The following is a 22,141-nucleotide window of genomic DNA, read 5'->3' on the forward strand; positions in this document are numbered from 1 at the left end:
CCTCTTCGGAGCCCAAAACGATCTGAAAGAACTTCGCCGTGCAGAAAATCACCGCCCAGCAAATCCGTTCCTCATTCATCAATGCGAGCCGCTCGGAGGCCGCCAAACTCAGCCTCCCGAAGGACTTCGATTCCCTAGACTGGGACAACCTCGAATTCCTTGGCTGGCGCGACGAGAAGATGCCGATGCGCGGCTATCTCGTCCTTCCGAATGAGGGTTCCCTCACTGGCATCATGCTCCGCGCGCCCGAGGGAGGCTCCGGCAAGAAGCGTTCGGTCCTTTGCGAACTGTGCCGCGACGTGTTTTCCAAAGACGATGTTTACCTTTGGGTTGCCAAACGCGCAGGCCAATCGGGTCGCGACGGCAACACGGTGGGGACATTGATCTGCGCGGAATTCGGTTGCTGCACCAACGTCCGCAAGGAGCCCCCGGCGAATGAGATCAATCCGGACCCGGCCGCCGTCGTCGTTCGCCAAATCGCCGGACTGCAGTCCCGGACCGCCCAGTTCCTGGGGCGGGTCCAAGGAAAATAGGCGCCCCGCGGACGCTCGCTCACCTCAGGTGAGCGGGCGTCCGTCCAAAACCCCACATAGGTGAGCGGGCGTCGGCCGGAAGCGCGACATACGTGAGCTAGCGTCGGGGCTAGCGGAGCACGATGTCCACGGGGTTGGCCTCGGAACGCCATTCGCCGGGCACGCCGGGGCCGCCGATGACGGGAGCAGTGAGCACGCCGGAGCGGTTGGTCCGTTTGTCGCGCAGGATTTCGGTGACCGAACCAAGATGCCGGGAAAGGTCGATGACGTTTTCGGGCGCGGCCAACAACAATTGGAAACCGAACTCGTGCAGGGCCTTGATGCCCGCACCGGCGAACTCCTCCGAGGCCAGGACGAACGCCTCATCCATCATCACCGTGCCGTAGGTCGTGAAACCCTGCTCGGCGATGCCCAACTGGTAGCTCAGGGCCGCGGCCATGATGAACGCCGTGAATCTCTGCCGCTCGCCACCGGACATCGAGCCGGTGTCCGCGTGCATGTACACCTCGGTCTTCCTGCCACCCCGCGGGCCTTGGACGGAGCGGTGTTCCTTGCACTGGATGAAGAGATGCCCGCGGACATCGAGCACTTCGGCTCGCCAACGCCGGTCCTCGGGGGTCTGCGAACCGAGCCGTTTGACCAGCGTCTCGAGCGACTTGTAGCGGTTGGTGAGTTCGACGTCGTCGTCCGCTTGTGGCGGGACGCCGGCACCCGAAGCTGCGCCCGCCGCGCGGGACGGCCGCGAGTGGCGCGTCTTCAACGCGTTCTGGATCGCGTCCTTGAACTGCTTTGCGGTGCCGGGCAGCGTCTGCTTGATGTCGAGTTCCAGGAAGCTCCCCTCGTGGAAATTGACCTCCGATAGGATGCCGTTGAGGGGCAGGATGCGGCTGGTGATGGCGCGGCGTTCCTCGTCGAGCAGGTGGAGCAGCGTGCTGAAGGATTCGTGCGTGCGCTGGTTGAAGAACTGCCGGAATTCGGCTTCCTGGGCGGGCAATCCTTCACTGACGATCTGGTGGTAACGGGACTCGAACTCCCCCGCGGCGCCGATCGAGGTGCCGTGGTCCGCGGAAATCGCGGTGCCCCATTCGCGCACGAATCCTTCGAACATGCGCGTCAGCCGCTCGGCCAGCGCCTGCCCCCGCGACTCGGTGGCGTGCAGTTCGGCCAGGAGCTTGCTCCGGACTTCGGCAGCCAGGGTGTCCAGTTCGTGGAGCTCACCTACCGCGCCGAATGCGCTGAAGTACGGCTCGAGGGCAGCGGCGGTAGCGCCCGACGGCGGCGCCTGGTCCAGGCGGTTGCGTGCAGCATCCAGGAGGGCGTCAGCCGTGGTCATCTGCTGGTCGAGCGTCTTGTATTCGCTCTGCAACACCGCCGCCGACCCTGTGGAGGACTGGTGCTTTTCGCGCACGGCCTCGATGTTTGCCCGCAGGGGTTCCAAGTCGGCCTGCGCGGCCAAGGCGTCCTTGAGCCGCTGTTCGATCCTCGCGAGCTCCTCCGCGGCCACCGCTGCGGAGACCTGTTCCCAGCCACGCTCATCGTCGGCGATGCGGCGCAAGGCTTCGAGCTGGCGCGTCATGCCCTGGTGGGAATCTTCGCGGCTTTGGGCAAGTTCCGCGGCTTTCAGAAGCTCGTTTTCGAGCTCGCCGACCTTCGCGGCCACGAGCTCCAGCTTGGAAGCGTTGTCGAAGCCGAGAACGTAGTCCTGCCGGCTCGTGAAGCGGTCGTCCTTCTCGACGGTGTGCCTGTTGCGCTTGACCACTCCGCCCAGGCTCAAGCCTTTGTCCAGCTTCGCGAGCTCGTCCGGGTCTTCGACGCAGGGGTAGGCGAAGTCGATGGCGATCCGCTCACGGATCCATTCACCGGCGTCGGCGTTCGCCCCCAAGGTGAGGATGTTCAGCTTCGTCAGCAGCTCGCCGTCGGACACGTCCTCCACAGCCAAAGCGCCGCCCGCGACCGGTTTGGAGACGTCCACTGCCCGCAGCGCGCCGCGGATGGAGTTGTCGTTGAGATAGCGCGTGACGGCTGCAAAGTGCTCGCCCGGAACCAGCAACGTCGTGGCGAGGTTCCGCAGGGCGCGCTCGGCCGCGGGCCGCCACTGTTCCTCGCCCTCGGCGAGGTCGATCAGCTCGCCTCCAAACGGCATGCGGTCCTCGGGAACGCCGGTGGCTGCCGCGATTGCGGCGCGGTTTTCGATGCTCGACGGCGGCAGCAGGGACTTGCGCGTCTTCAGCGAGACGAGTTCCTGCTGGGCTGCGGCGAGCTCGCGTTTCTTGGTGGCGTGGCCGTCGAAGGCTTCGAAACGGAGTTCCCGCAGCGCCTCCGAATCGTCCTTGAGTTCGGCGGAGCGGCTCGCGGCCTGCTCGTGGGCCTGCTCCCAACCCTCAGCCGTCCACTCGAGGTTGAGTCCGGCGTCGGCCAGTGCTTGGCGGGCCGCTTCCTCCACCTGCTGGCGGAGCTTGAGGCCGACCCGGGCATTTTCGAGCGACTGCTCGATCGCCGAAATCGCGTTACCGCCCTGGTTGTTGTAATCCGATTCGAGCTGGCGAAGGTCCCTGGCGAGCGCGTCCCGGACGCCTCGTTCAGTGCTGAGCTCCTTGGCTTTCGCCTGGGCAAGCTCCTTGAAACGGGCCAAAGTCCTGGCATGGACCGTGACCGAGAGCTGCTGCTTGTACGCGTCGAATTCTTCGCCGCTGAGCTCCCGGAGCCGGTTGGCCTCGAGCAATGACTGGGCATACTCCTTGTTCATCCCGGGCACGGGGGCGAGCTGGTCGCGCTGCTGGCGAACGTCCTCCAGCCGCTGCCTGATGGACATGAGGTTGCTGAATTCCTCGACGACGTCGTCCGCAGCCGTAAGCGTCGCCGGCGCGTCGAGCACCTGGTCGCGGAAGAACGTGTTGACGCTGCCTCCCAGCCCCTTGCCGGCCTGGATCACCCGCAAAAGCGGGAGCGCCTGGTCCGAGTTGATCCCGAGAAGCCGGCGGAAACGCTCCGCGAAGGCCTTGTGCACATCGAAGATCTGGGCGTCCGGGAAGATGGTCTCCAACGCGCCCTTCGTGAAGCGCTTCTCCGCGATTCCCTCAATCGCGCCGAGATCCAGGGGCTTGTTGTCGATCAAATAGAACCGGCCGACGCTGGACTCCGTGCCGTTCTTGGGCAGGTCAAAGAGGGCCGAGATGGTGGTCTTGGTTCCGGCCGCGTTGTCGAACGTCAGCGCGACGGCGGACCACGTGGCACCCGGTCGCTGGAAGGCACTCGCCGAACCCTCACCCACGGCCTTGTCGCCCACTTTTCCACGCATGTACGTGAACGTGGTCCTCTTGTCCTCCACAGCCCCGCCGGCCCGCTGTGCAGCAGCCTCGTTGGAGCGCGGACGGGCATCGAAGACACGCAGCATGGCATCGAACAGCGTCGACTTGCCGACGCCCGAATTGCCCGTGAGTAGGGTGCCGTTGCGGTCCACGTGCATCGTGTGGGCGCCATGGAACGTGCCCCAGTTGACCACCTGGACCAAGGCGAGGCGCATCTGGCCCGGGTTCGTGAGTTCGCCGATCGGAAGCATCGTCGCTATGGTCACTTGGCTGCCTCACTGGTGGTCTTCGCTGTTGTGGTCGCGTTCTTTGTGGTCGCGTCAGTCGTGGTCGCCTCTGCCTCCGCAGCCGATGCCGCCCCCGCCCCTTCGCCGGCCGGCACTGCTGCAAGCAGCAGGCCGTCCGGCTCCGATAGGCCCGATGCCACTCCCTGGGCGGCTCCGGCTGCTGCGGCGTTGTCAGGGTCACCATCGGCGGCATCCACCTCGTCAGCGTCGTCGGGTGACTCACCGTCGTCGTCCGCGTCTGGTAGTTCGATCAGGGGTTCCGTACCTGATTCGTCGGCGGCTACTGCGATCAGCGCTTCGATTTGGGCCGGGATGTCGCCGATGTTTTCGAAGGGGAGGGCTAGCGGGAGGGCCCTGGAGATCGCGAAGGTGTCTTCGATGCCCGTGGGTAGGAGGAGTTGGCGGGCCAGGAGCTTCGTGACTGTGCGATTCACGACGTCGGTGTCGCGGAGGGCGTCTTGTTGGCCGGATGGCTGGTAGTGCGCCACGAGTTCGGCGATTTCTTCGCGGGTGATCACAGGGTCCGTCTGGGCCGTGACGTGGCGGTCGAGGAGGAGCCTCAAGCGCAGAAGCACGATGGTTTCCACCCGGCTCAACGCGCGCTGTTGGCGCAGGATGCTCGAACGGGTGCTTCCTCCGATGGCTTCGGGATCGACGGGTCGGAGCACCGCGATCTTGCGCTCGTGGTCCAGTTGCAGGTTCAGGAAAAGCTCGGAAAGCCTGCTGCGGAGGATCACTTGGTTGTCCAGCAGGGTGGTCCAGAGCTTTTCGTCGCGACCGCCGTCGACGTAGGGGCCCTTGAGTAGCCGCACGAGGGCCTGCCGGACCTTCATGGGCAGCACGCCGGTGTCGCCCGGGAACAGCGCAGCGCCGTCGACGAACGTGTCGCGGGGCGTGACCCGGAACGGGTCCGGGTGGACATGTCCATCGGTGGGCACATCCCGACGAGCATGCCCGTCTTCCGCCCCAGTCAAGGAATGCGCATGTCCATCCTGGGAAGTCTCGGAGCGGACATGCTGCGTTATGTCCACCCCTTGCTCCGAAGAGGGGGCATGCTCGGTGGGGTGGGCGTCAGTCATCGGAATCCTTAGTCAGCGTCACGAGCGGCAGGTACGCGGTGCGCGTGCTGCCATCGATTTGTTCGAAGTCGATGTTTTCCCAGGCGCCCCGGTCGAACGCCGCGCCACCGTGCAGCGCTTCGGACAGGAGTGCCCGGACGGTGTTGATGTGCCGTTCTTCCTCCGGGAGGTTCGCCCAGGCCCCGGCCAGTGTGGAGGCGCCCGCCAGGGCAGAGCGGACGACGGCGGGCCTTGCCTTCGCGGAACGCAGCGAACGGACCCGGTCCGAATCGCTGAAGGCGATCGGGTCGGCGAGCTTCGGCGGCGCAGCGAACTCGTCCGGATCGAAGAGCTTGACCATGGCGAGCGATTCGAATCCCGCATTGAACAACACCGGGCCGCGGACCAGGCCGGGACGGTCGCGCTCGTAGGGCATGGACCGGATAGCCTGTTCGGCTTCGCGCAGGACCTGCCGGAGCCGGACGGACTGGCGGATGTCGTCGCTCTGGATGTAGTTGTTGAGGCTTTCGGACAGCCGGCCGTAGATGCGCTGGATCTGGCTGTGCTGGGTACGCAGTTCCGCCACGAGGTTCTTGAGGGTTTCGCGGTCCTCATGGCTGAGGTCATCCGCGAATTGTCGGCTCAACACGTCGCCGATCGCCGACCGGAAGCGCAACTGTTGCTGCGGGTCCTCAAGGAATGCCGTGAAGGAGCGGAACGTGCGGCCTTCGGGACTCTGCCGCAAGCGCTTATCCGCCTCCAGCACCTGCGCCATCGTGGCACCCTTGCTGAGCGACTCCTCGATGATCTGGTTGCGGAGCTCGCCCACCAGTTCTTCGATGCGGTCACGCATCTTCTTGTAGTCGGCAGGCAGGCTCGCCGCAAGGTCCAGGATGTTCCCGGCGGCTTCCACGGCTTCCTCATCGTCCAAAAGACCGTCGAAGTCGCCGGAACTGATGTCTTCGATCAGTTGCTGGCGCTCCTGGATCTCCTCTTCGAGGGATTCCAAGCGGGCGCTTTGGTCCGGGTTCGTCTCGTTGGCGAGCTTTTCGACGTCGCCCAAGAGCGTCCCGAGGCGGGAACCGTTGAGGGTGGACCGTTCGCTGGACAGGCTGTCCAGGAATGCCAGGACGCGCGCGGCGGCCTCGGTGACTTCGTAGACGATCTGGCCGGACTGGCTGCGACGGGTCAGGAACTGCTTGCGGGTCCATTCGTCGGCAAAAGCCTTGCCACTCCCCTGCCCGCCCAGCCCGGGATCCTGCCTGCGGAGCTGATCCAGGAAAGCGTCGACGTCGGCGTGGAACTCCTCGAGCGGAAGCTGCGGCCTCGTTCGGGTGAAGGATGCCTGGAGCACCGCGATGACCCAGGGCGCCGAGCGGGTGAGGGCCCACGCGGGGCCTTTGGTCAGGAGTTCGAGGTCTCTGAGCCGTGCGCTGATGGCATCGGCGGAGGACATTGCTGAGCGGGACACTTACTCTCCTTCAGCTGCCGCGGAACCTTCTGGCAGCGGAAATCCCGAAAACTGCCCCGTACAAGGTTAACGCAGGGTGCGTCGCAACCCTTCCGTGATCTACCTCCCGGTAGGGTTTCGATCGCGTATCAACCGGCGCGACGCCGGTGTCGTTGCTGGCTGAACCGCCGATGCCGACCCTAGTGTCTACACCAACGACGCCGACACACCGACGTCGACTTTGGCAGCGTTGCGGAGGGGACCCAATGCAGTTCGACTTGACGACCTTAGACACCAGCACTTATGTCTTCGTGGGAACACTAATCCTTGGCCTGGTTCTGGCAGCCTTCATCGCGGTAGCCGCCATGGCCACGCTCGCGTTGGTCGGAGCCGGAAGCCTCGCCTGGTACACCGTGAAGAACGTGCTCGGCGGGCTGGTCCACGGCATCAATTTTGCGTGGGACCAGCTTGTCCACCAGGCCGGAAAGGTTGAACTTCCGGTCGATTTCCCAACCCAAACCGCCCCTAGCACAGGTACCTACCCGCGAGTAGCATTGAGGGACAGCTGAAGGGTCCACCACCCGAGGCGGATCCTGGGCTCGAAACCGGCACAACCGGCAAGAGGAGTCCTCCCATGACCTCCGCCACCGACAACAAGAGCAACGGCGTCACGGCCGCAGAAGCCCGCGCAGTCGCCGAGGCCGCCCGCGACACCGAATGGAACCGTCCGAGTTTCGCCAAGGGGCTGTATCTGGGCGACTTCGACCTGGGACTAATCCATCCATGGCCCCAGGCAAAAGCCGAGGACGTCGAGCGCGGCGAAGAGTTCATGGCGAAGCTGACGGAGTTCTGCGGCACGATGTCCGGCCGCGTGATCGAACGCGATGCCAGGATCCCGGACGATTACCTTGCAGGCCTCACCGCGTTAGGCGTTTTCGGCATGAAAATTCCGCGCGAGTACGGTGGCCTGGGCCTGTCGCTTGTCTATTACGGCCGGGCGTTGGCGCTGTTGGGATCAGTCCATCCCAGCCTTGGCGCTCTGCTGTCGGCCCACCAGTCCATCGGCGTCCCGGAGCCGGTCAAAGTCTTCGGCACGCCCGAACAAAAGCAGGAATACTTGCCGCGGTGCGCCGCGGGCGCCGTCACGGCCTTCCTGCTGACAGAGCCCGACGTCGGCAGCGACCCCGCCCGGATGGGCTGCACCGCAGTGCCAAGCGACGACGGCGAGTCTTACGTTTTGGACGGCGTCAAACTTTGGACCACCAACGGCGTGATCGCCGAACTGGTAGTGGTCATGGCGGTTGTTCCTTCCCGCACTGCTCCCGATGGCACGGTGCTCAAGGGCGGCATCACGGCGTTCGTCGTGGAAATGGACTCCCCCGGCATCACGGTGGAGAACCGCAACGCCTTCATGGGCCTGCGCGGCATCGAGAACGGCGTGACCCGCTTCCACCAAGTCCGCGTGCCGGCAGCCAACCGTCTGGGCCGCGAAGGCCAGGGACTCAAGATAGCGCTCACTACCCTCAACACTGGCCGTCTCTCCATCCCCGGCCTCTGCGTGGCGGCGGGCAAGTGGTCGTTGAAGATCGCCCGCGAATGGTCCAACGCCCGCACGCAATGGGGCCGTCCGGTCGGAAAGCACGAAGCCGTCGGCAAGAAGATCGCGTTCATCGCCGCCACCACCTTTGCGCTGGAAGCCGTCTTTGAACTTTCCGCCGAGATGGCCGATGCCGGCCAGAAGGATGTGCGGATCGAGGCCGCGCTGGCCAAGCTTTGGTCCACTGAGCTGAGCTACACGGTGGCCGATGAGTTGGTGCAGATCCGTGGTGGCCGCGGCTTTGAGACGGCGGACTCCTTGGAGGCCCGCGGGGAGCGTGCCGTGGCCGCCGAGCAATTGCTGAGGGACATGCGCATCAACCGGATCTTCGAAGGCTCGTCCGAGATCATGCGGCTCCTCATTGCCCGCGAAGCCGTCGACGCCCACCTTTCGGCCGCGGGCGAGCTCGCTTCCGCGGACGCGACGCTTCAGGAAAAGGCGCGTGCCGCCGTCGGCGCCTCGGGTTTCTATGCCAAATGGCTCCCCAAGCTGGTGGCCGGGGCGGGCCTGGATCCCCGGTCCTACGGTGAGTTCGGGCGTCTCGCGAAGCAACTGAGGTATGTGGAGCGGGCTTCGCGGAGGCTCGCCAGACAGACGTTCTACGGGATGGGCCGCTGGCAGGCGAGGCTCGAATACAAACAAGCGTTCCTCGGCAGGATCGTGGATATCGGAGCTGAGTTGTTTGCCATGGCAGCGTGCTGCTCAAGGGCCGAGATGCTGCTTCAGACCGCACCGGAGCGAGGCGCGGCGGCGTACGAACTTGCAGAGGCCTACTGCGAGCAGGCCCGGATTCGCGTGGATGGATACTTCGATCAGTTGTGGCGGAACACCGACGACGTCGATCACGAGTTGTCCTCGAACGTGCTCGCGGGCGACTACGCCTGGCTTGAGGCCGGAATCCTTGACCAATCAGAAGGAACGGGCCCATGGATCGCCGACGCCACCCCGGGCGCCTCGCCGAAGGAGAGCCTGCACCGGAAGTACCGCTAGCCGATGTCGCCGTCGAGATAGTACCAACGACGCCCGATCCGCTTAAAGCGGCTGTTTTCGCGCTGGACTCCGCGTTCGCCGTCGGACCTGTAGTGCGCCGCGAACTCGACGGTCCCGTCGGTGTCCAGGGGACCGCCCCGGCGCGTCGCCAAGATGTCCAGCCGGCGCCATTCAATATCCGGGTCCAGGTCCAGGGCGACGGGCCTCGTGTCAGGGTGCCAAGTGCGCAGAAGGTAATCGCCATCGAGGACCACAAAGGCCGAGTAGCGCGAACGCATGAGCTGTTCCGCCGTTGGCGCATCGGCGTCTCCGCGGTGGAAGCGTCCACAGCATTCGGTGTACTGCTCCCCCGACAAACAAGGGCAAGCGCCTAGGCGGAGGCGGGCCGGATCGACTGGCATTGAAGCCCTATCTGGAAGAGAACATGAGAGCTAGGTAACAAATTTTGTCACAGCAGATAACAGCTTCGAAACAACCTCGGCGAGCCGGAGTTTGGCTGATGATTCCTTACGATTTCGCCCTTAGGCTAGAAGACATGCCCGCAGACCTTCGGTTGCGGCGTCCACCCCACAACTCTGGCTTGAGGAGGCTACGTGGAGGATCCAACAACACTTGGCCTCAATCTGACTTTTTTCGGAACTCTCGGGGTGGCTTTGCTGATGTCCCTTGGTTTGGGCCTGCTGATCGTGGTCACCTTGGTGCTTGCCGGCGTCGCGAAGCTGGTTTGGATCATCCTGCTCGCCATGGTGGGGATCTTCCCGAAACGCCATGCCGAACCGGTGGTACACCTGCCCCCGAGGCCCCGGCGCACCCCCTCCGCGCTGGCGGATTCCGAGGAATCGGCGACGGCGGAAGACTTACTGGACGCGGGGCTTTTAGTCCCTCGGAAATCGCGTCCTGGAATGATTGCGACCGTCAGGTTGCTGTGGTCTGCTGTCCGGAACGTCCCCTGGAAGTCGCTCGTCAACCCCCGGACGTGGCCTAAACCCGCCCAGGTCAAGGCCGGAATCACGGCCGCAGCCACAACCCAGGCCAAAGAACATCCCTTTGTGGTTGCGGTGAAGCAGGATCCTCTGGCCATGAACAGCGAATGGGCCGCCGCCGTCGCCGAGGCTGACGCCAGGGCCGCGGCCCGCGAAGCTGAACGGGCGCAGGAAGCGGGAGCTTCTGACAACGAACCGCCAGCTTCCGGCGAACCCGCCGGAGGGAACGCCGCGGAGTCGTCCGAGACGTCCGCGCCGGTGCGCGAACACCGGGAAGACCCCCATGGCGGCAAGCCTGTCTCGTCCGGCCGCGTGACGGCCTCAGCTGGGGCGCGCCCCAGGGCCTAGCGTCCGCAGCGCCCAACTGACTCGCACTAGGTGTCGTTTTGACGTGCCAAAACGACAACAAATGCGAGCTAGTTGGGGCCGGACCCAAGCTCAGGCGGCCAATTGCCTGAACCCTGCCCCGTGGTAGATGAGGGGCTCGGCGTCATGATTGATCTCCACGGACTTCACTTCGAGGACGACGATCGCGTGGTCGCCCGCAGGGGTTTCTGAGACCACTTCGCATTCAAGCACCAGCGCCGCGCCGTCGATCGACACCGCACCGGCGTCGCTCGTTGACGTCGTGAGGCCCGAGAACCGGTCCTGGGTCCGCGAAGAGAGCTGCAGGCACACGGCTTCCTGGCCCTGGGCAAGGATGGAAACACCCAGTCGAGGGGCGCGCCGGAGCTTGGGCCACGTCGTGGAGGAGTTCTGCACCGCAAACATGACCAGGGGTGGTTCGAGCGAGACTCCCACGGTGAAGCTCGATGCCACCAAGACCTCGGGCGCAAAGCCGACCAGGGCACTGAAGGCCGCCACGCCTGAGGGAAATTGCGCGAATGCCTGCTTGATCGAAGCGGCTCCATCCACCGTCGCCTGGGTCATGGCGGGTTCCTTCCTCTGTAGTTTCGTGCCTGCCTTTCTACTAATTCACTCGATGCCGATAACGGCAATATTTGTGTATTCACGTGTCGATTGAAGTCAATTCTTAATTCGTCATGCGCTGTTTTCATTACCCCGCAATACGAAAAGCGAAGAATTTGTACGTTTTCCGAGTGCGCCGGCCACGACATGTGTAGCGTCGTGTCAATCCATTGCACAGCCTTGATTTTTCACGGAGGAAGCCGGAGATGAGCCTCAACGAGCTTCGAACCCTGGGACGCACAGGCGCCCTGATCAGCCCCCTTACCCTGGGAACCCTCAACCTCGGGACGGGTTCGGCGCCCACGGGCGCCGAAGAAAGCATCCGCATCATCCATGCGGCGCTCGACGGCGGCATCACCAGCGTCGACACCGCCGACATCTATTCCCAAGGCGGGGCAGAGGCTATTGTTGGCCGGGCCCTTCATGGCAGGCGTGATGACGTTTTCCTTTCCACGAAGTTCCACGGGCAAATGGGGCCGAATCCCGCGCATGCGGGGAATTCCCGGCGCTGGATCATGAAAGCAGTAGAGGGCAGCCTGAATCGTTTGCAGACAGACCGGATCGACCTTTACCAGGCGCACCGTCCGGACTACAACACCGACGTCCTGGAAACCATCACGGCCCTCAACGACCTCATCCGGCAGGGCAAGATCCTCTACTACGGAACGTCGGTGTTCACGCCGTCGCAGCTTGTGGAGGCCCAGTGGATCGCCACAACGAACCACCTCATACCGCCCGTGGTGGACCAGGTGCCCTATTCCTTGCTGGTCCGCGCGAATGAGCGCGACGTCTTCGCGATCACGCAGCAGTACAACCTTGGCGTGCTCAGCTATGGACCGCTCGACGGCGGCTGGCTCTCCGGGAACTACCGCGTGGGTGTTCCCCAGCCCGAAAGCTCCCGCGCGTCGGCCGTTCCCGGGCGCTTCGACGTCTCGGCGCCGTTCAACAGGAACAAACTCCTCGCAGCCGATGCCTTGGGGCGCGTTGCCGAACGGCATGGACTGACCCTCATCCAGCTTGCTGTCGGTTTCGCATTGAATCATCCTGCAGTCAGCAGCGTGGTCATCGGTCCGCGCTCGGAGGACCATCTGGTCGATTACCTCAAGGGCGCGGATGTTGTCCTGAACGAAGCGGTCCTGGATGCCATTGACGATATCGTCGCGCCCGGTACCAACTTCCTGGAACGCGACGCGGGTACGGTCGTCCCGCACCTTGAATACGCGGAACTTCGACGCCGGTAATCGGCCGCGCGGACAATAGTCCAGGCCGCGCGCCGACTATACTCGTTCGCAATCATGACTAGCCTTCCGACCTCCGCCCAAACATCAAAAAGCGGCAATGTGCGCATTGACGCCTGGCTTTGGGCCATCCGTGCTTACAAGACACGCTCCGCAGCCACAACCGCGTGCAGGGCGGGGCACGTGCGAATCAACGGGAACCCGGTCAAAGCGTCCCAGTCTGTGATTATCGGCGACACCATCCGTGTACGGCAGCCCGGCTTCGAGCGCATCCTTGAGGTCCGCGGGCTCATTGCGAAAAGGGTTGGCGCCGAAGCAGCGTCCCATTGCTTCACCGACCACACCCCCGAGCGCCCCGCCGCGCCGGCACTCGGGCTGCCTCAACGCGACCGCGGCGCAGGACGGCCCACGAAGAAGGACCGGCGCGACATGCAAAAGCTCAAGGGACAGTAGTAACCCGCACTAATGGCCGGGCGGGAAGCTCGCCGCGCCGACCGGCGTCGGGCAGTTTTGTCCCTCGGCTCAGCAGGAGCGTGAGCGACGCGCAAAGCGACGGCGTAAAGTGGCAAGGGACGCCGATTCTGGACGCCGCGCTGCCGAAGGAGAGAACGTGACCATTGACTGGGACGAAAAAAGGGCCTTGCTACAGGAGCCCAACATTGCTGCCGTAACGCAGCTGTGCGACGAACTGATGGCCAAAAGGCCTGGTTCTTCCGTGCCTTACATCGATCCGGTGCATGACGAAGATGAGTGCCGGATCGTCACCCTCCAGACCAGCCCGGGGCGGGCCCCCACCTCGGGTTTCGTATCGCACCTCAATGACGACGACGCCGCCCGACGTGCGCAGCTGATCTATGACTCAGCCGACTTGGACGTCCGTTATGTCATGCCGTGGAACTGCTACCCATGGGTCCGCGACCCCGAACTGCCCCCGGCACTGAGCGCACAAGAGAAGACCGACGGTCTCCGCCCGTTCCGCCAGTTCCTCAAGATCAACAAGAGGGTTTCCGCTGTCGTCGCGCACGGCGCGGAGGCCGCCGCTTTCCTGGCACTCTTCGAGAAGACCTACCACTCGCCGCTCCGGCAGCACGGGATCAAGGTCTACAAGGCCAGCGCACTCGGTGGCCGGGCTTTTGCCCTGTCCGAGGCGAAGCAGCAGGAACTCCTGGCCAAGAACATCGAAACCTACAGGGACGCGATGCAGAGGGCGGGCATTCAGCACCTGTAGGGCGGGGAAGCCTTTAGGACGCCACGACGGCGCGGAGGACTTCCCGTGCCGTGTCTTCCCATCGCGGCAACACACTGCTCGCTGCCTCGGCTGCTGACTGCCAGCCCTCGCGTAGGGCAGCGTCGCTGAGCCATCTCCGCAGGAACTTCTCCAACGATCCGATTCCTGCGCTGAGATCGATCGCTTCACCGGCACCGTGGGCACCGAGCGCTTCGACGGCGCCGGTTCCTTTTCGGACCACTACCGGTATGCCGTGGGCCAGGGACTCTTGGACCACCATGCCGAAGGACTCCGAGTGTGAGATCAACAGACTAAGGTCAGCCCGGTTCCACTGGTCTTCCAGGGCCGGGCCGGAGAGCTCGCCTGTTGTTTTCACCCGTTTTTCCAGTCCATTCCGAAGGATGCGCTCCTGCACTGCCGCGGCGTACGAGGGGTCTGCTTTGGTGGAGCCAACAAGCGCCGCTGTCCACGCCAGGTCCTTGATCCGGGCCAGAGCGTCGACGAAAAAAATCTGGTCCTTATTGGGGAGCAGTGCGCCCACCATGATGAAGTGCGCTGCCGCCGCAGCGCCTCGCGGACCTGGGCGTGTTGGGCGATCTACCCCCGGGGTCGCCAGGTGCACGTCGCCCAACCCAAGGCTTCTGGCCGCTTCGGCGGTACGCGAGCCAGTGCAGAGAAGACCTGTCGCGGCGCGTAGCGCCCTCGTCCCAAGTGGGTCATCCGCGGACGGGGGCACGTGGAGCAACACCCAGACACGACGCCCGGCAGTGATTGCGGTCTCGATTTCCGTGGGAGCTCCCGAGGCAATCAGTCCGTCGACAATGTAGATAGCCTGTCCCTCTCCGGCAAGGGCGGCGGCAAAGCGGCTTCGGTCTCCGGCAGTTCCCGAAGGCCAGCCGCCGTCGAGCGTGCAGATCGAGACCTCTGCGCCCTGGGCGCGGAGGGCTTCAGCCAGCCTCGCGTTGTAGATGTTTCCCCCGGAACGATGTCGGACATTCGCGGGCAAAATCATGCGGATCTTGACCAAGGGCTGCTCCCCTCCATCGCTCACGTCGTTTGGCCCTTCTGTGCTCGGACCATGGTGCTGACCATATAGGCCGGGCGGCTGACGTGGAAGGCGAACCACATGTCCGGCACCGAGCATCGGCGGTAGATTGTGGGCATGGGACAGACTTCTTCAGACCGCCGGGATGTGCTCGCTGATTGGCTCTTGGGTGTCGCGGAATTCACGCACGCACACTGGTTCTTCGGCAACCTCTATGAGGCCGTCGTCAAAATCCCGGACCGGGTCGCGGCCTCGGCACCGAGCAGCGATCTCCCTCGAACCCCGTTTGGCTCTGGAAGCCCCGGGCGCTACTACGCGCCGATCGCGCCCCTCAGTGCCCCTGCCGCCGTCGCTGCCCTCGTCGCCGGCTGGAAGCATTCCGACAACAAGGCTTGGCTGATGGTGGGTGCGGCCAGCTCCGCAACGGGAGCCGCAGCTACGGCGTACCTGCTTCGGTCCGTCAACCCCAAGCTTTTCTTCAGCCCCTATCCGCTCGAAGAGACGCGCCGCAGGCCCCTGTTGAAGCGCTGGTACAGGGTCCACGCCCTCAGGCTCACGGCCAGCGCGGTTGCCTTGGCCGCCATCCACCATGCCCGGACGATCCGGCTCAGAAGCAACGGATAGGAATTCCGGATACACGTCCGTCGAAACTGACGATGGCGTCGAAGTGCTAATCGCCGCTTGCAGGTACCACTATGGCAACTGAGGGAAGGTTTGGCGGTTCCTGATCCGGGATTCGCCGAACTCAACTCCCACCCGGCCAATCTCCCAAGGCCCGCGGCCCCTGTGCAATGGCTTGCCCACTGCCACATGGGGTACCCAGCGAGGCGAACGGAACCCAAGGGCAGGGGAGCTGAGGATGAAGTCGTCGATATTGTCGACAAGCAGTTCATCCAGTAGCCCGTGAAGGGCGTGCACGAGGGAGACCTGAAAGTCACGCACCGAGGCGGGCACCTCTATTTCCAGCCCGCACACTCCGCCGCTGCCGAGGACAATGAGCCTGCCGGCGGTCCCGGAGAAGCCGTCCAGCACCGGCAGAGCCTCAAGCCACGCAACAGTCTTGAGCAAGGCTGACTCCGTGCTGGTGTTGCCTTTGGTCCAACCGGCCACGTCCCAGCAGAAGTCATCCAGGGCACCCAAGTGCAACAGCGTCATGTGCAATCCCTGCGGCCTGCGCAGGGCAAACACGTAGCGCGCCAACTCTTCATAGTCCGAAGGCCCCGCCCCGATACCGACCACCGGCACCTCCACCGTGATGGGCGGTGTTACCTGCGTCGTTGAATCCCCTCCCCCGCGCCGATGGTTGGCCATGGGAGTAATTATGCTCCCAACATTGACACCGCCCTGTGACCCGTGCCATATTCGTAGGGTGAACCTGTCAGACAGCCGGACAGCCGGACAGGCCGCCACTGGACAGCCAGCCGTCAGCCAGAAAGCTGCGGCTGGCCAGCGCACCGCCACAAGCGGCGCCGTCCCCCGGCCGGCCCAAGCGGCCAGGCTATCAAGCCCCCGGCCCCTCGCCCGCTTCAGTGCTGCGGAAGCCGTGTTCAGCGCCATCCGCCACGACATTGAAGACGGAACCGTGGAAGTGGGGGCCAAACTCAGCTCCGAAGCCACTCTGGCAGCACACTATGGGGTAAGCCGCTCGGTGATCCGTGAGGCACTCCGCTCCTGCACTGCGCTCGGACTGACGGTCACCAAGACCGGCAAGGGTACGTTCGTCGTCGCGGACCGGGTAGCCAATGACCTCACGCTCGGTCAATACTCGGCACGCGACCTCAACGAGGCACGCCCGCATATCGAAGTCCCGGCAGCCGGCCTGGCGGCGAAACGCCGCAGCCAGGAAGAACTCGAACACCTGAAGGAAATCGTCGGTTCAATGGCCGCCGAGACCGACCCTGAGACCTGGGTCAGCCTCGACGCCAGTTTCCATTCTGCCATCGCCCGCGCAAGCGGCAACAAGGTTTTCGAAAGCGTTGTCGCAGACATCCGCGAAGCCCTGGCCCATCAATCCGAAACCTTGAACATGGTGGCCGACCGCCAGCATGCTTCAGACGATGAACACCTCCGCATCGTCGAGGCCATCGAATCCGGCGACGCTCCCGCCGCCGAAGCCGCCATGGCCGACCATCTCAGCGCCGTCAGCGTTGCGTTGGACACCATCCTCAGCAAATGATCCACCAACTGAAGGAAGTCATGCCCACCCCGCATGCAACGCACACCGCCATGCCCGCACCCACCCCTGCGGCAACCACCCCACGCCACGTTCCCTTGGCGGAGCAGACCCGAGACGGCCTGGTGGAGAGCATCCACTACGGCTCCCTGATCGCCGTCGGGCCGGACGGCGAAACGCTCCTCGAAGCGGGCGAGCCCGACGCCGCGTTCTACCCGCGGTCCTCCCTCAAGCCGCTGCAAGCGGTCGCCATGGTCCGCGCTGGACTCAAGCTTCCCGGGAACCTCCTCGCCCTCACCGCGGCAAGCCACTCCGGCGCCGCGATGCACCTCGACGGTGCCGCACGCATCCTCGAAATGCACGGCCTGGACAAAAGTGCCCTGGAAAACAGCACCGACCTCCCTTACGGCACCGCCGAGCGCGAGGAATGGCTCCGCGCGGGCGGCAAGCCCACCCAGCTCGCACAGAACTGTTCCGGGAAGCACGCTTCCATGGCCGCAACGTGCGTCATCAACGGTTGGCCTGTCCAGGGCTACCTTCATCCCGGGCATCCCCTCCAGGTGCTCGTCAAGGACACCATCACCGAACTCACGGGCGAAGACGCAGCGGCCATCAGCACAGACGGTTGCGGCACCCCGCTCTTTGCCCACAGCCTGCGCGGGATGGCCAGGGCCTACGGCCGTATGGCGGCTGCGGACAGCGCGGAGGCAGAAGGCCAGGTAGCCCATGCCATGCGCGCCTTCCCCGAGATGGTGGCCGGCGAGGGTCGCGACGTCACAGCGATCATGCGTACGGTTCCCGGGTTGCTCGCCAAGGACGGCTTCGAAGGACTCCAGCTCATCGGCCTGCGGAACGGCACCGGGGTCGCAATCAAGATTTCCGACGGCGGCGACCGCGCACGAATGCCCGTCACCGTCCGGGTCCTTGAGGAACTAGGGCTCGACGGCGGCCAGCTCGCCGCCCTTGCCAGCCCACCAGTGTTGGGCGGCGGCCACCCTGTCGGCGTACTCCGTGCCGCAAACTTCCTCGCATCCAACTGACGCAGCCAAACAAGCGCAAAGACCAAAGGACAGCAATGACATCTGCCGTGCACTCCATGACAATTCCAGGGTTCCGCTCGGAACACGATCTGCTCGGTGACCGCGACGTCCCTGCCGATGCCTATTGGGGCGTGCACACGCTGCGCGCCATCGAGAACTTCCCCATCACCGGCCACCCTTTGGCCAGCAACGCCAACCTCGTCAAGGGCCTCGCCGCTGTCAAGCTCGCCGCGGCCCGCACCAACCGCGAGCTCGGCCTCCTGGATGACGAGCGGGCGGACGCCATCGAGCAGGCGTGCCAGGACATCCTGGACGGCAAGCTCCACGAGCAGTTCATGGTGGACGTGATCCAAGGCGGTGCCGGCACCAGCTCCAACATGAACGCCAACGAGGTCATTGCCAACCGCGCCCTTGAAATCCTCGGCCACCCCAAGGGCGATTACGCCAGGCTGCACCCGAACGACCACGTCAACTTGAGCCAGTCCACCAACGACGTCTACCCGACCGCCGTCAACCTGGCCACCATTTTCTCGGTCCAGGGACTTCTTGCGGCTCTTCAGGAACTCCAGGTCGCCTTCGCGGAGAAAGGCCAGGAATTCCGCGCCGTGGTCAAGATGGGCCGCACGCAGTTGCAGGACGCCGTCCCTATGACCCTCGGCCAGGAATTCGGCGGCTACGCCGTGACCGTGGGCGAGGACCGCGCTCGACTGGCCGAGTCCCAGCTGCTCATCCACGAGATCAACCTCGGCGCCACCGCCATCGGAACCGGCCTGAATGCCCCCGTCGGGTACGCCGCCGCAGCCTGCCGGCACCTGGCCGAGATCACGGGCCTGCCGCTCGTCACATCGGTCGACCTCATCGAGGCCACCCAGGACGTGGGAGCGTTCGTCCACCTCTCCGGCGTGCTCAAGCGCGTCGCCGTCAAGCTTTCCAAGATTTGCAACGACCTCCGCTTGCTGTCCTCCGGACCGCGTGCGGGACTGGGCGAGATCAACCTCCCGGCTGTGCAGTCGGGATCGTCCATCATGCCAGGCAAGATCAATCCGGTGATCCCGGAAGTGGTCAGCCAAGTGGCCTATGAAGTCATCGGCAACGATGTCACGGTCACCATGGCAGCCGAAGCGGGACAGCTCCAGCTGAACGCCTTCGAGCCGATTATCGTCCACACCCTCCACAAGAGCATCTCCCACCTGGAAGCCGCGTGCCGCACACTCACGTCGCGCTGCATCCGGGGCATCACCGCGAATACCGAACGCCTGCGCCTCACGGTAGAGCAGTCGATCGGACTCGTCACGGCACTCAATCCGCACATCGGCTACGCCTCCGCCACCGCCATCGCCCAAGAAGCGCTGGCAAGCGGCAAGGGCGTCGCCGAGCTCGTTCTCGAACACGGCTTGCTGACCTCGGAGCAGCTCGATGAGCTCCTCCGCCCCGAACGCCTGGCCAACCTCAGCAACTAGGCTGAGCAGGGCAGAACGTTCGACGACGGCGGCAGTCACGTGCCGCCGTCGGGCCTGAACGCACGGACAGACCGGCCGGACGGCGAGATCCGGACCCCCAACAGGACACCCCCTAAGGATTCCCATGACCAATGCACCCATCACGGACCACACGGTCCCATCACAGGCGCACTCCACTGAAAAGCTCCTCCACGCCGAGGACTCGGGCTATCACAAGAGCCTGAAGCCGCGTCAGATCCAGATGATCGCCATCGGCGGTGCCATCGGCACCGGCCTGTTCCTGGGTGCCGGAGGCCGCCTCAATGCGGCGGGCCCTTCCCTCGTCATCGCTTACGCAGTCTGCGGCTTCTTTGCCTTCCTGATCCTGCGCGCGCTCGGCGAACTCGTGCTGCACCGACCGTCGTCGGGCTCCTTCGTCTCCTACGCCCGCGAGTTCTACGGCGAGAAGGCCGCGTTTGTCTCCGGCTGGTTCTACTGGATCAACTGGGCAACCACCACCATCGTGGACACCACCGCGGCGGCCCTCTACATGAACTTCTTCGGCAAATATGTCCCTTGGATCGGCGTCGTTCCGCAGTGGGCCTGGGCACTGATCGCGCTTCTGGTGGTGCTTTGCCTGAATCTGGTCTCGGTCAAGGTCTTCGGCGAAATGGAGTTCTACTTCGCGCTCATCAAGGTGGCCGCGCTGGTTGCTTTCCTGTTGGTCGGCACCTTCTTCGTCATCTTCGGCACGCCGGTACCGGGCCAGGAAGTCGGCTTCAGCCTCCTCACAGACCATGGCGGGATCTTCCCCAACGGGATCCTGCCCATGATCATCCTCATGCAGGGTGTGCTGTTCGCCTACGCCTCGATTGAACTCGTGGGTACCGCAGCTGGTGAGACGGAGAACCCCGAGAAGATCATGCCCAAGGCCATCAACTCCGTGGTCTTCCGCATCGCCGTCTTCTACGTCGGTTCCGTTATCCTCTTGGCGCTGCTGCTGCCGTACACCTCGTACGTCAAGGGTGTCAGCCCGTTCGTGACCTTCTTCGGCCACATCGGCGTGCAGGGCGTGGACGTGATCATGAACCTTGTGGTCCTCACCGCTGCCCTGTCTTCCCTGAATGCCGGCCTGTACTCGACGGGCCGCATCCTGCGCTCCATGTCCGTTGCGGGTTCCGCTCCAAAGTTCGCCCAGCGCATGAACAAAGCCGGCGTCCCCTACGGCGGGATCGCGATCACGGCCGGCGTCTCCCTGCTCGGTGTCCCGCTGAACTACCTCGTACCGTCCGACGCGTTCGAGATCGTCCTCAACGTCGCCTCCGTGGGCATCATCGTCACGTGGGCCACGATCGTCCTGTGCCAGATTCAGCTCAAGCGCTGGGCGGACAAAGGCTGGCTGAAGCGTCCGTCCTTCCGGATGTTCGGCGCCCCGTACACCGGCTATCTTTCGTTGCTGTTCCTCGTGGGTGTGCTGGTGATGGTGTTCATCGACTCTCCGCTCACCATGCTGGTCACGGCCATCGCCTGTGCGCTCATTGTGGTTGGTTGGTACCTGTGCCGCAAGCAAATCCACGAGATTGCCGCAGCCCGGGACGGCTTCACCGGCAGCTCCCCCGTGATCGCCAACCTGCCGGTTGCCGGCTCAGAGGACAAGATCTAGTCCCCTTGGCGTTATTGCCCAACTGACTCGCATTTGTTGTCGTTTTGGGGCCTGATAACGACAACAAATGCGAGTTGGTTGGGTGCCTGAAGCTGTGCGGCGCTTCGTCACCTGATTCCCGCGAAATGTGACCAGGCCGATTTGAAGGCCGGTGGCACTATGGATGAAGGACACCCCGCAGCTCAAAGGAGAGAATGCACGTGAAATTTGCCCGTTTAGGACCGGCCGGCCACGAGCAGCCGGTGGTCATCGCCACAGATTCCGAAGGCCTGGAAAAGTTCTTCGACCTGCGCCCGCTGACTGCCGACATCGACGGCGCGTTCCTCGCCGGCGGCGGTATCGCCGCCACGCAGGATGCGCTCGACGCCGGAAGGTTGCCCGCCGTTCACACCGAAGGACTGCGAGTCGGCGCCCCGATTGCCCGGCCAGGCACCGTCGTCGGGATCGGGCTGAACTATGCCGCGCACGCGGCGGAGTCTGGAGCCACACCGCCGGAAGTGCCCGTCGTCTTCCTCAAGCCTTCCAACACCGTCGCGGGACCATTCGACGCCGCCCCCATTCCGCCTTCGTCGGAAAAATACGACTGGGAAGTGGAACTCGGAATTGTCGTCGGACGGGAAGCCACCTATTTGGCAGACCTAGACGAGGCTGCAGCGTGCATCGCAGGCTACGTTCTGGCCAACGACCTGTCCGAGCGTGATCTGCAGCTCCCCGGCGCTGCCGGGCAATGGACCAAAGGCAAGACCCTCCCGCAATCCACTCCACTAGGGCCGTGGCTGGTTCCCGCCGACGAGATAGATGCAAGCGCACTACGGCTACGCACCTGGGTGAATGGCGAGGCTCGCCAAGACTCCTCCACCGCGGACCTGATTTTCGATCCCGCCACGCTTGTCCACCACTTGAGCCAGCACATGGTGCTGGAGCCCGGAGACGTCATTATTACGGGTACGCCCGAAGGCGTGGCATTGTCCGGCCGCTTCCCGTATATCCAGACCGGGGACATTGTAGAGATTGAAATAGAAGGACTCGGCCGCCAGCGCAAAGAGTTCCATCCAGCCACGTAACGCAACGCCCGCGCAACCCCTCAGTGGAGTCCCGCATAGTGGTGTAACGCCACGGTGGTTGTCTGCGTCGTTGCTG

19 protein-coding genes and 1 pseudogene are annotated in these 22,141 nt (G+C 64.2%); 13 read left to right on the top strand and 7 right to left on the bottom strand.

The genetic code is table 11. The annotated features are described in order from the left end of the window. The first annotated feature begins 38 nt into the window (after window positions 1-38). A complete protein-coding gene (locus QRN45_RS19430; protein WP_284764339.1) occupies window positions 39-533 on the top strand; it encodes an FBP domain-containing protein in 495 nt (164 codons plus the stop codon). 109 nt (window positions 534-642) lie between these two features. On the opposite strand, the gene QRN45_RS19435 is transcribed toward QRN45_RS19430, so the two are convergent. The 3 genes and pseudogenes from QRN45_RS19435 to QRN45_RS19445 all read right to left on the bottom strand — a co-directional run bounded on the left by QRN45_RS19435 (window position 643) and on the right by QRN45_RS19445 (window position 6,657). Then, a complete protein-coding gene (locus QRN45_RS19435) occupies window positions 643-4,107 on the bottom strand; it encodes an ATP-binding protein (protein WP_284764340.1) in 3,465 nt (1,154 codons plus the stop codon). 197 nt (window positions 4,108-4,304) lie between these two features. Then, window positions 4,305-5,207 (bottom strand): annotated as a pseudogene (locus tag QRN45_RS19440) (DUF4194 domain-containing protein); the annotation flags it as partial. Next, a complete protein-coding gene (locus QRN45_RS19445; protein WP_264637069.1) occupies window positions 5,200-6,657 on the bottom strand; it encodes a DUF3375 family protein in 1,458 nt (485 codons plus the stop codon). The pseudogene QRN45_RS19440 and the gene QRN45_RS19445, both read right to left, overlap by 8 nt. A gap of 245 nt (window positions 6,658-6,902) precedes the next feature. Between QRN45_RS19445 and QRN45_RS19450 the strand changes: the two genes are divergently transcribed. Beyond that, window positions 6,903-7,205: a hypothetical protein gene (locus tag QRN45_RS19450; protein ID WP_078107308.1), complete on the top strand. Its 303-nt coding sequence runs from the start codon at window positions 6,903-6,905 to the stop codon at window positions 7,203-7,205. 65 nt (window positions 7,206-7,270) lie between these two features. Further along, entirely contained in the window at window positions 7,271-9,223 is a 1,953-nt protein-coding gene (locus QRN45_RS19455) for an acyl-CoA dehydrogenase family protein (RefSeq protein ID WP_241710329.1), read from the top strand. On the opposite strand, the gene QRN45_RS19460 is transcribed toward QRN45_RS19455, so the two are convergent. Continuing rightward, a complete protein-coding gene (locus QRN45_RS19460) occupies window positions 9,220-9,624 on the bottom strand; it encodes a YchJ family protein (RefSeq protein WP_264637070.1) in 405 nt (134 codons plus the stop codon). The genes QRN45_RS19455 and QRN45_RS19460 overlap by 4 nt on opposite strands. Before the next feature lie 192 nt (window positions 9,625-9,816). Between QRN45_RS19460 and QRN45_RS19465 the strand changes: the two genes are divergently transcribed. Then, the gene (locus tag QRN45_RS19465; RefSeq protein ID WP_264637071.1) at window positions 9,817-10,554 is read left to right on the top strand and encodes a hypothetical protein; all 738 of its coding nucleotides are present in this window, start codon (window positions 9,817-9,819) and stop codon (window positions 10,552-10,554) included. A 90-nt stretch (window positions 10,555-10,644) separates the two neighbouring features. Here QRN45_RS19465 and QRN45_RS19470 read toward each other — a convergent pair whose 3' ends face one another. Then, complete coding sequence (locus QRN45_RS19470) at window positions 10,645-11,136, bottom strand: flavin reductase family protein (RefSeq protein ID WP_078107304.1); 492 nt, start codon at window positions 11,134-11,136, stop codon at window positions 10,645-10,647. A gap of 245 nt (window positions 11,137-11,381) precedes the next feature. On the opposite strand from QRN45_RS19470, the gene QRN45_RS19475 reads away from it, so the two are divergent. The 3 genes from QRN45_RS19475 to QRN45_RS19485 all read left to right on the top strand — a co-directional run bounded on the left by QRN45_RS19475 (window position 11,382) and on the right by QRN45_RS19485 (window position 13,641). Further along, window positions 11,382-12,416: an aldo/keto reductase gene (locus tag QRN45_RS19475; protein WP_264637072.1), complete on the top strand. Its 1,035-nt coding sequence runs from the start codon at window positions 11,382-11,384 to the stop codon at window positions 12,414-12,416. 54 nt (window positions 12,417-12,470) lie between these two features. Then, complete coding sequence (locus QRN45_RS19480) at window positions 12,471-12,866, top strand: RNA-binding S4 domain-containing protein (RefSeq protein ID WP_078107302.1); 396 nt, start codon at window positions 12,471-12,473, stop codon at window positions 12,864-12,866. A gap of 157 nt (window positions 12,867-13,023) precedes the next feature. Further along, a complete protein-coding gene (locus tag QRN45_RS19485; protein WP_078107301.1) occupies window positions 13,024-13,641 on the top strand; it encodes a uracil-DNA glycosylase family protein in 618 nt (205 codons plus the stop codon). A 13-nt stretch (window positions 13,642-13,654) separates the two neighbouring features. On the opposite strand, the gene QRN45_RS19490 is transcribed toward QRN45_RS19485, so the two are convergent. Then, window positions 13,655-14,692 carry a glycosyltransferase family 4 protein gene (locus QRN45_RS19490; protein ID WP_264637073.1) on the bottom strand — a complete coding sequence of 346 codons (1,038 nt, stop codon included), beginning with the start codon at window positions 14,690-14,692 and terminating at the stop codon, window positions 13,655-13,657. A gap of 111 nt (window positions 14,693-14,803) precedes the next feature. On the opposite strand from QRN45_RS19490, the gene QRN45_RS19495 reads away from it, so the two are divergent. Then, a complete protein-coding gene (locus QRN45_RS19495) occupies window positions 14,804-15,310 on the top strand; it encodes a hypothetical protein (protein WP_241710324.1) in 507 nt (168 codons plus the stop codon). A 69-nt stretch (window positions 15,311-15,379) separates the two neighbouring features. Here QRN45_RS19495 and QRN45_RS19500 read toward each other — a convergent pair whose 3' ends face one another. Then, entirely contained in the window at window positions 15,380-15,997 is a 618-nt protein-coding gene (locus tag QRN45_RS19500) for a hypothetical protein (RefSeq protein ID WP_264637074.1), read from the bottom strand. A 58-nt stretch (window positions 15,998-16,055) separates the two neighbouring features. Between QRN45_RS19500 and QRN45_RS19505 the strand changes: the two genes are divergently transcribed. The 5 genes from QRN45_RS19505 (at window position 16,056) to QRN45_RS19525 (ending at window position 22,065) form a co-directional block, all read left to right on the top strand. Next, window positions 16,056-16,862 carry a FadR/GntR family transcriptional regulator gene (locus tag QRN45_RS19505; protein WP_264637075.1) on the top strand — a complete coding sequence of 269 codons (807 nt, stop codon included), beginning with the start codon at window positions 16,056-16,058 and terminating at the stop codon, window positions 16,860-16,862. A 20-nt stretch (window positions 16,863-16,882) separates the two neighbouring features. Beyond that, entirely contained in the window at window positions 16,883-17,899 is a 1,017-nt protein-coding gene (locus QRN45_RS19510) for an asparaginase (protein WP_264637991.1), read from the top strand. 35 nt (window positions 17,900-17,934) lie between these two features. Then, on the top strand, window positions 17,935-19,359 hold the full coding sequence (aspA, locus tag QRN45_RS19515; RefSeq protein WP_284764341.1) for an aspartate ammonia-lyase: 1,425 nt from the start codon (window positions 17,935-17,937) through the stop codon (window positions 19,357-19,359). A gap of 124 nt (window positions 19,360-19,483) precedes the next feature. Continuing rightward, a complete protein-coding gene (locus QRN45_RS19520; RefSeq protein WP_241710320.1) occupies window positions 19,484-21,001 on the top strand; it encodes an amino acid permease in 1,518 nt (505 codons plus the stop codon). Between the two features lie 194 nt (window positions 21,002-21,195). Then, window positions 21,196-22,065: a fumarylacetoacetate hydrolase family protein gene (locus QRN45_RS19525; RefSeq protein ID WP_264637077.1), complete on the top strand. Its 870-nt coding sequence runs from the start codon at window positions 21,196-21,198 to the stop codon at window positions 22,063-22,065. Window positions 22,066-22,141: the final 76 nt, after the last annotated feature.

The organism is Arthrobacter sp. efr-133-R2A-63 (genome assembly GCF_030209795.1).
Lineage (GTDB): Bacteria > Actinomycetota > Actinomycetes > Actinomycetales > Micrococcaceae > Arthrobacter > Arthrobacter bambusae_A.

What these genes read in the sequence shown, in the direction of transcription:
- QRN45_RS19450 (WP_078107308.1), top strand. Translation starts at nt 6,903, where the DNA reads ATGCAGTTCGACTTGACGACCTTAGACACCAGCACTTATGTCTTCGTG.
- QRN45_RS19455 (WP_241710329.1), top strand. Translation starts at nt 7,271, where the DNA reads ATGACCTCCGCCACCGACAACAAGAGCAACGGCGTCACGGCCGCAGAA.
- QRN45_RS19460 (WP_264637070.1), bottom strand. Translation starts at nt 9,624, where the DNA reads ATGCCAGTCGATCCGGCCCGCCTCCGCCTAGGCGCTTGCCCTTGTTTG.
- QRN45_RS19470 (WP_078107304.1), bottom strand. Translation starts at nt 11,136, where the DNA reads ATGACCCAGGCGACGGTGGATGGAGCCGCTTCGATCAAGCAGGCATTC.
- QRN45_RS19475 (WP_264637072.1), top strand. Translation starts at nt 11,382, where the DNA reads ATGAGCCTCAACGAGCTTCGAACCCTGGGACGCACAGGCGCCCTGATC.
- QRN45_RS19480 (WP_078107302.1), top strand. Translation starts at nt 12,471, where the DNA reads ATGACTAGCCTTCCGACCTCCGCCCAAACATCAAAAAGCGGCAATGTG.
- QRN45_RS19495 (WP_241710324.1), top strand. Translation starts at nt 14,804, where the DNA reads ATGGGACAGACTTCTTCAGACCGCCGGGATGTGCTCGCTGATTGGCTC.
- QRN45_RS19500 (WP_264637074.1), bottom strand. Translation starts at nt 15,997, where the DNA reads ATGGCCAACCATCGGCGCGGGGGAGGGGATTCAACGACGCAGGTAACA.
- QRN45_RS19510 (WP_264637991.1), top strand. Translation starts at nt 16,883, where the DNA reads ATGCCCACCCCGCATGCAACGCACACCGCCATGCCCGCACCCACCCCT.
- aspA (WP_284764341.1), top strand. Translation starts at nt 17,935, where the DNA reads ATGACATCTGCCGTGCACTCCATGACAATTCCAGGGTTCCGCTCGGAA.
- QRN45_RS19520 (WP_241710320.1), top strand. Translation starts at nt 19,484, where the DNA reads ATGACCAATGCACCCATCACGGACCACACGGTCCCATCACAGGCGCAC.
- QRN45_RS19525 (WP_264637077.1), top strand. Translation starts at nt 21,196, where the DNA reads ATGCACGTGAAATTTGCCCGTTTAGGACCGGCCGGCCACGAGCAGCCG.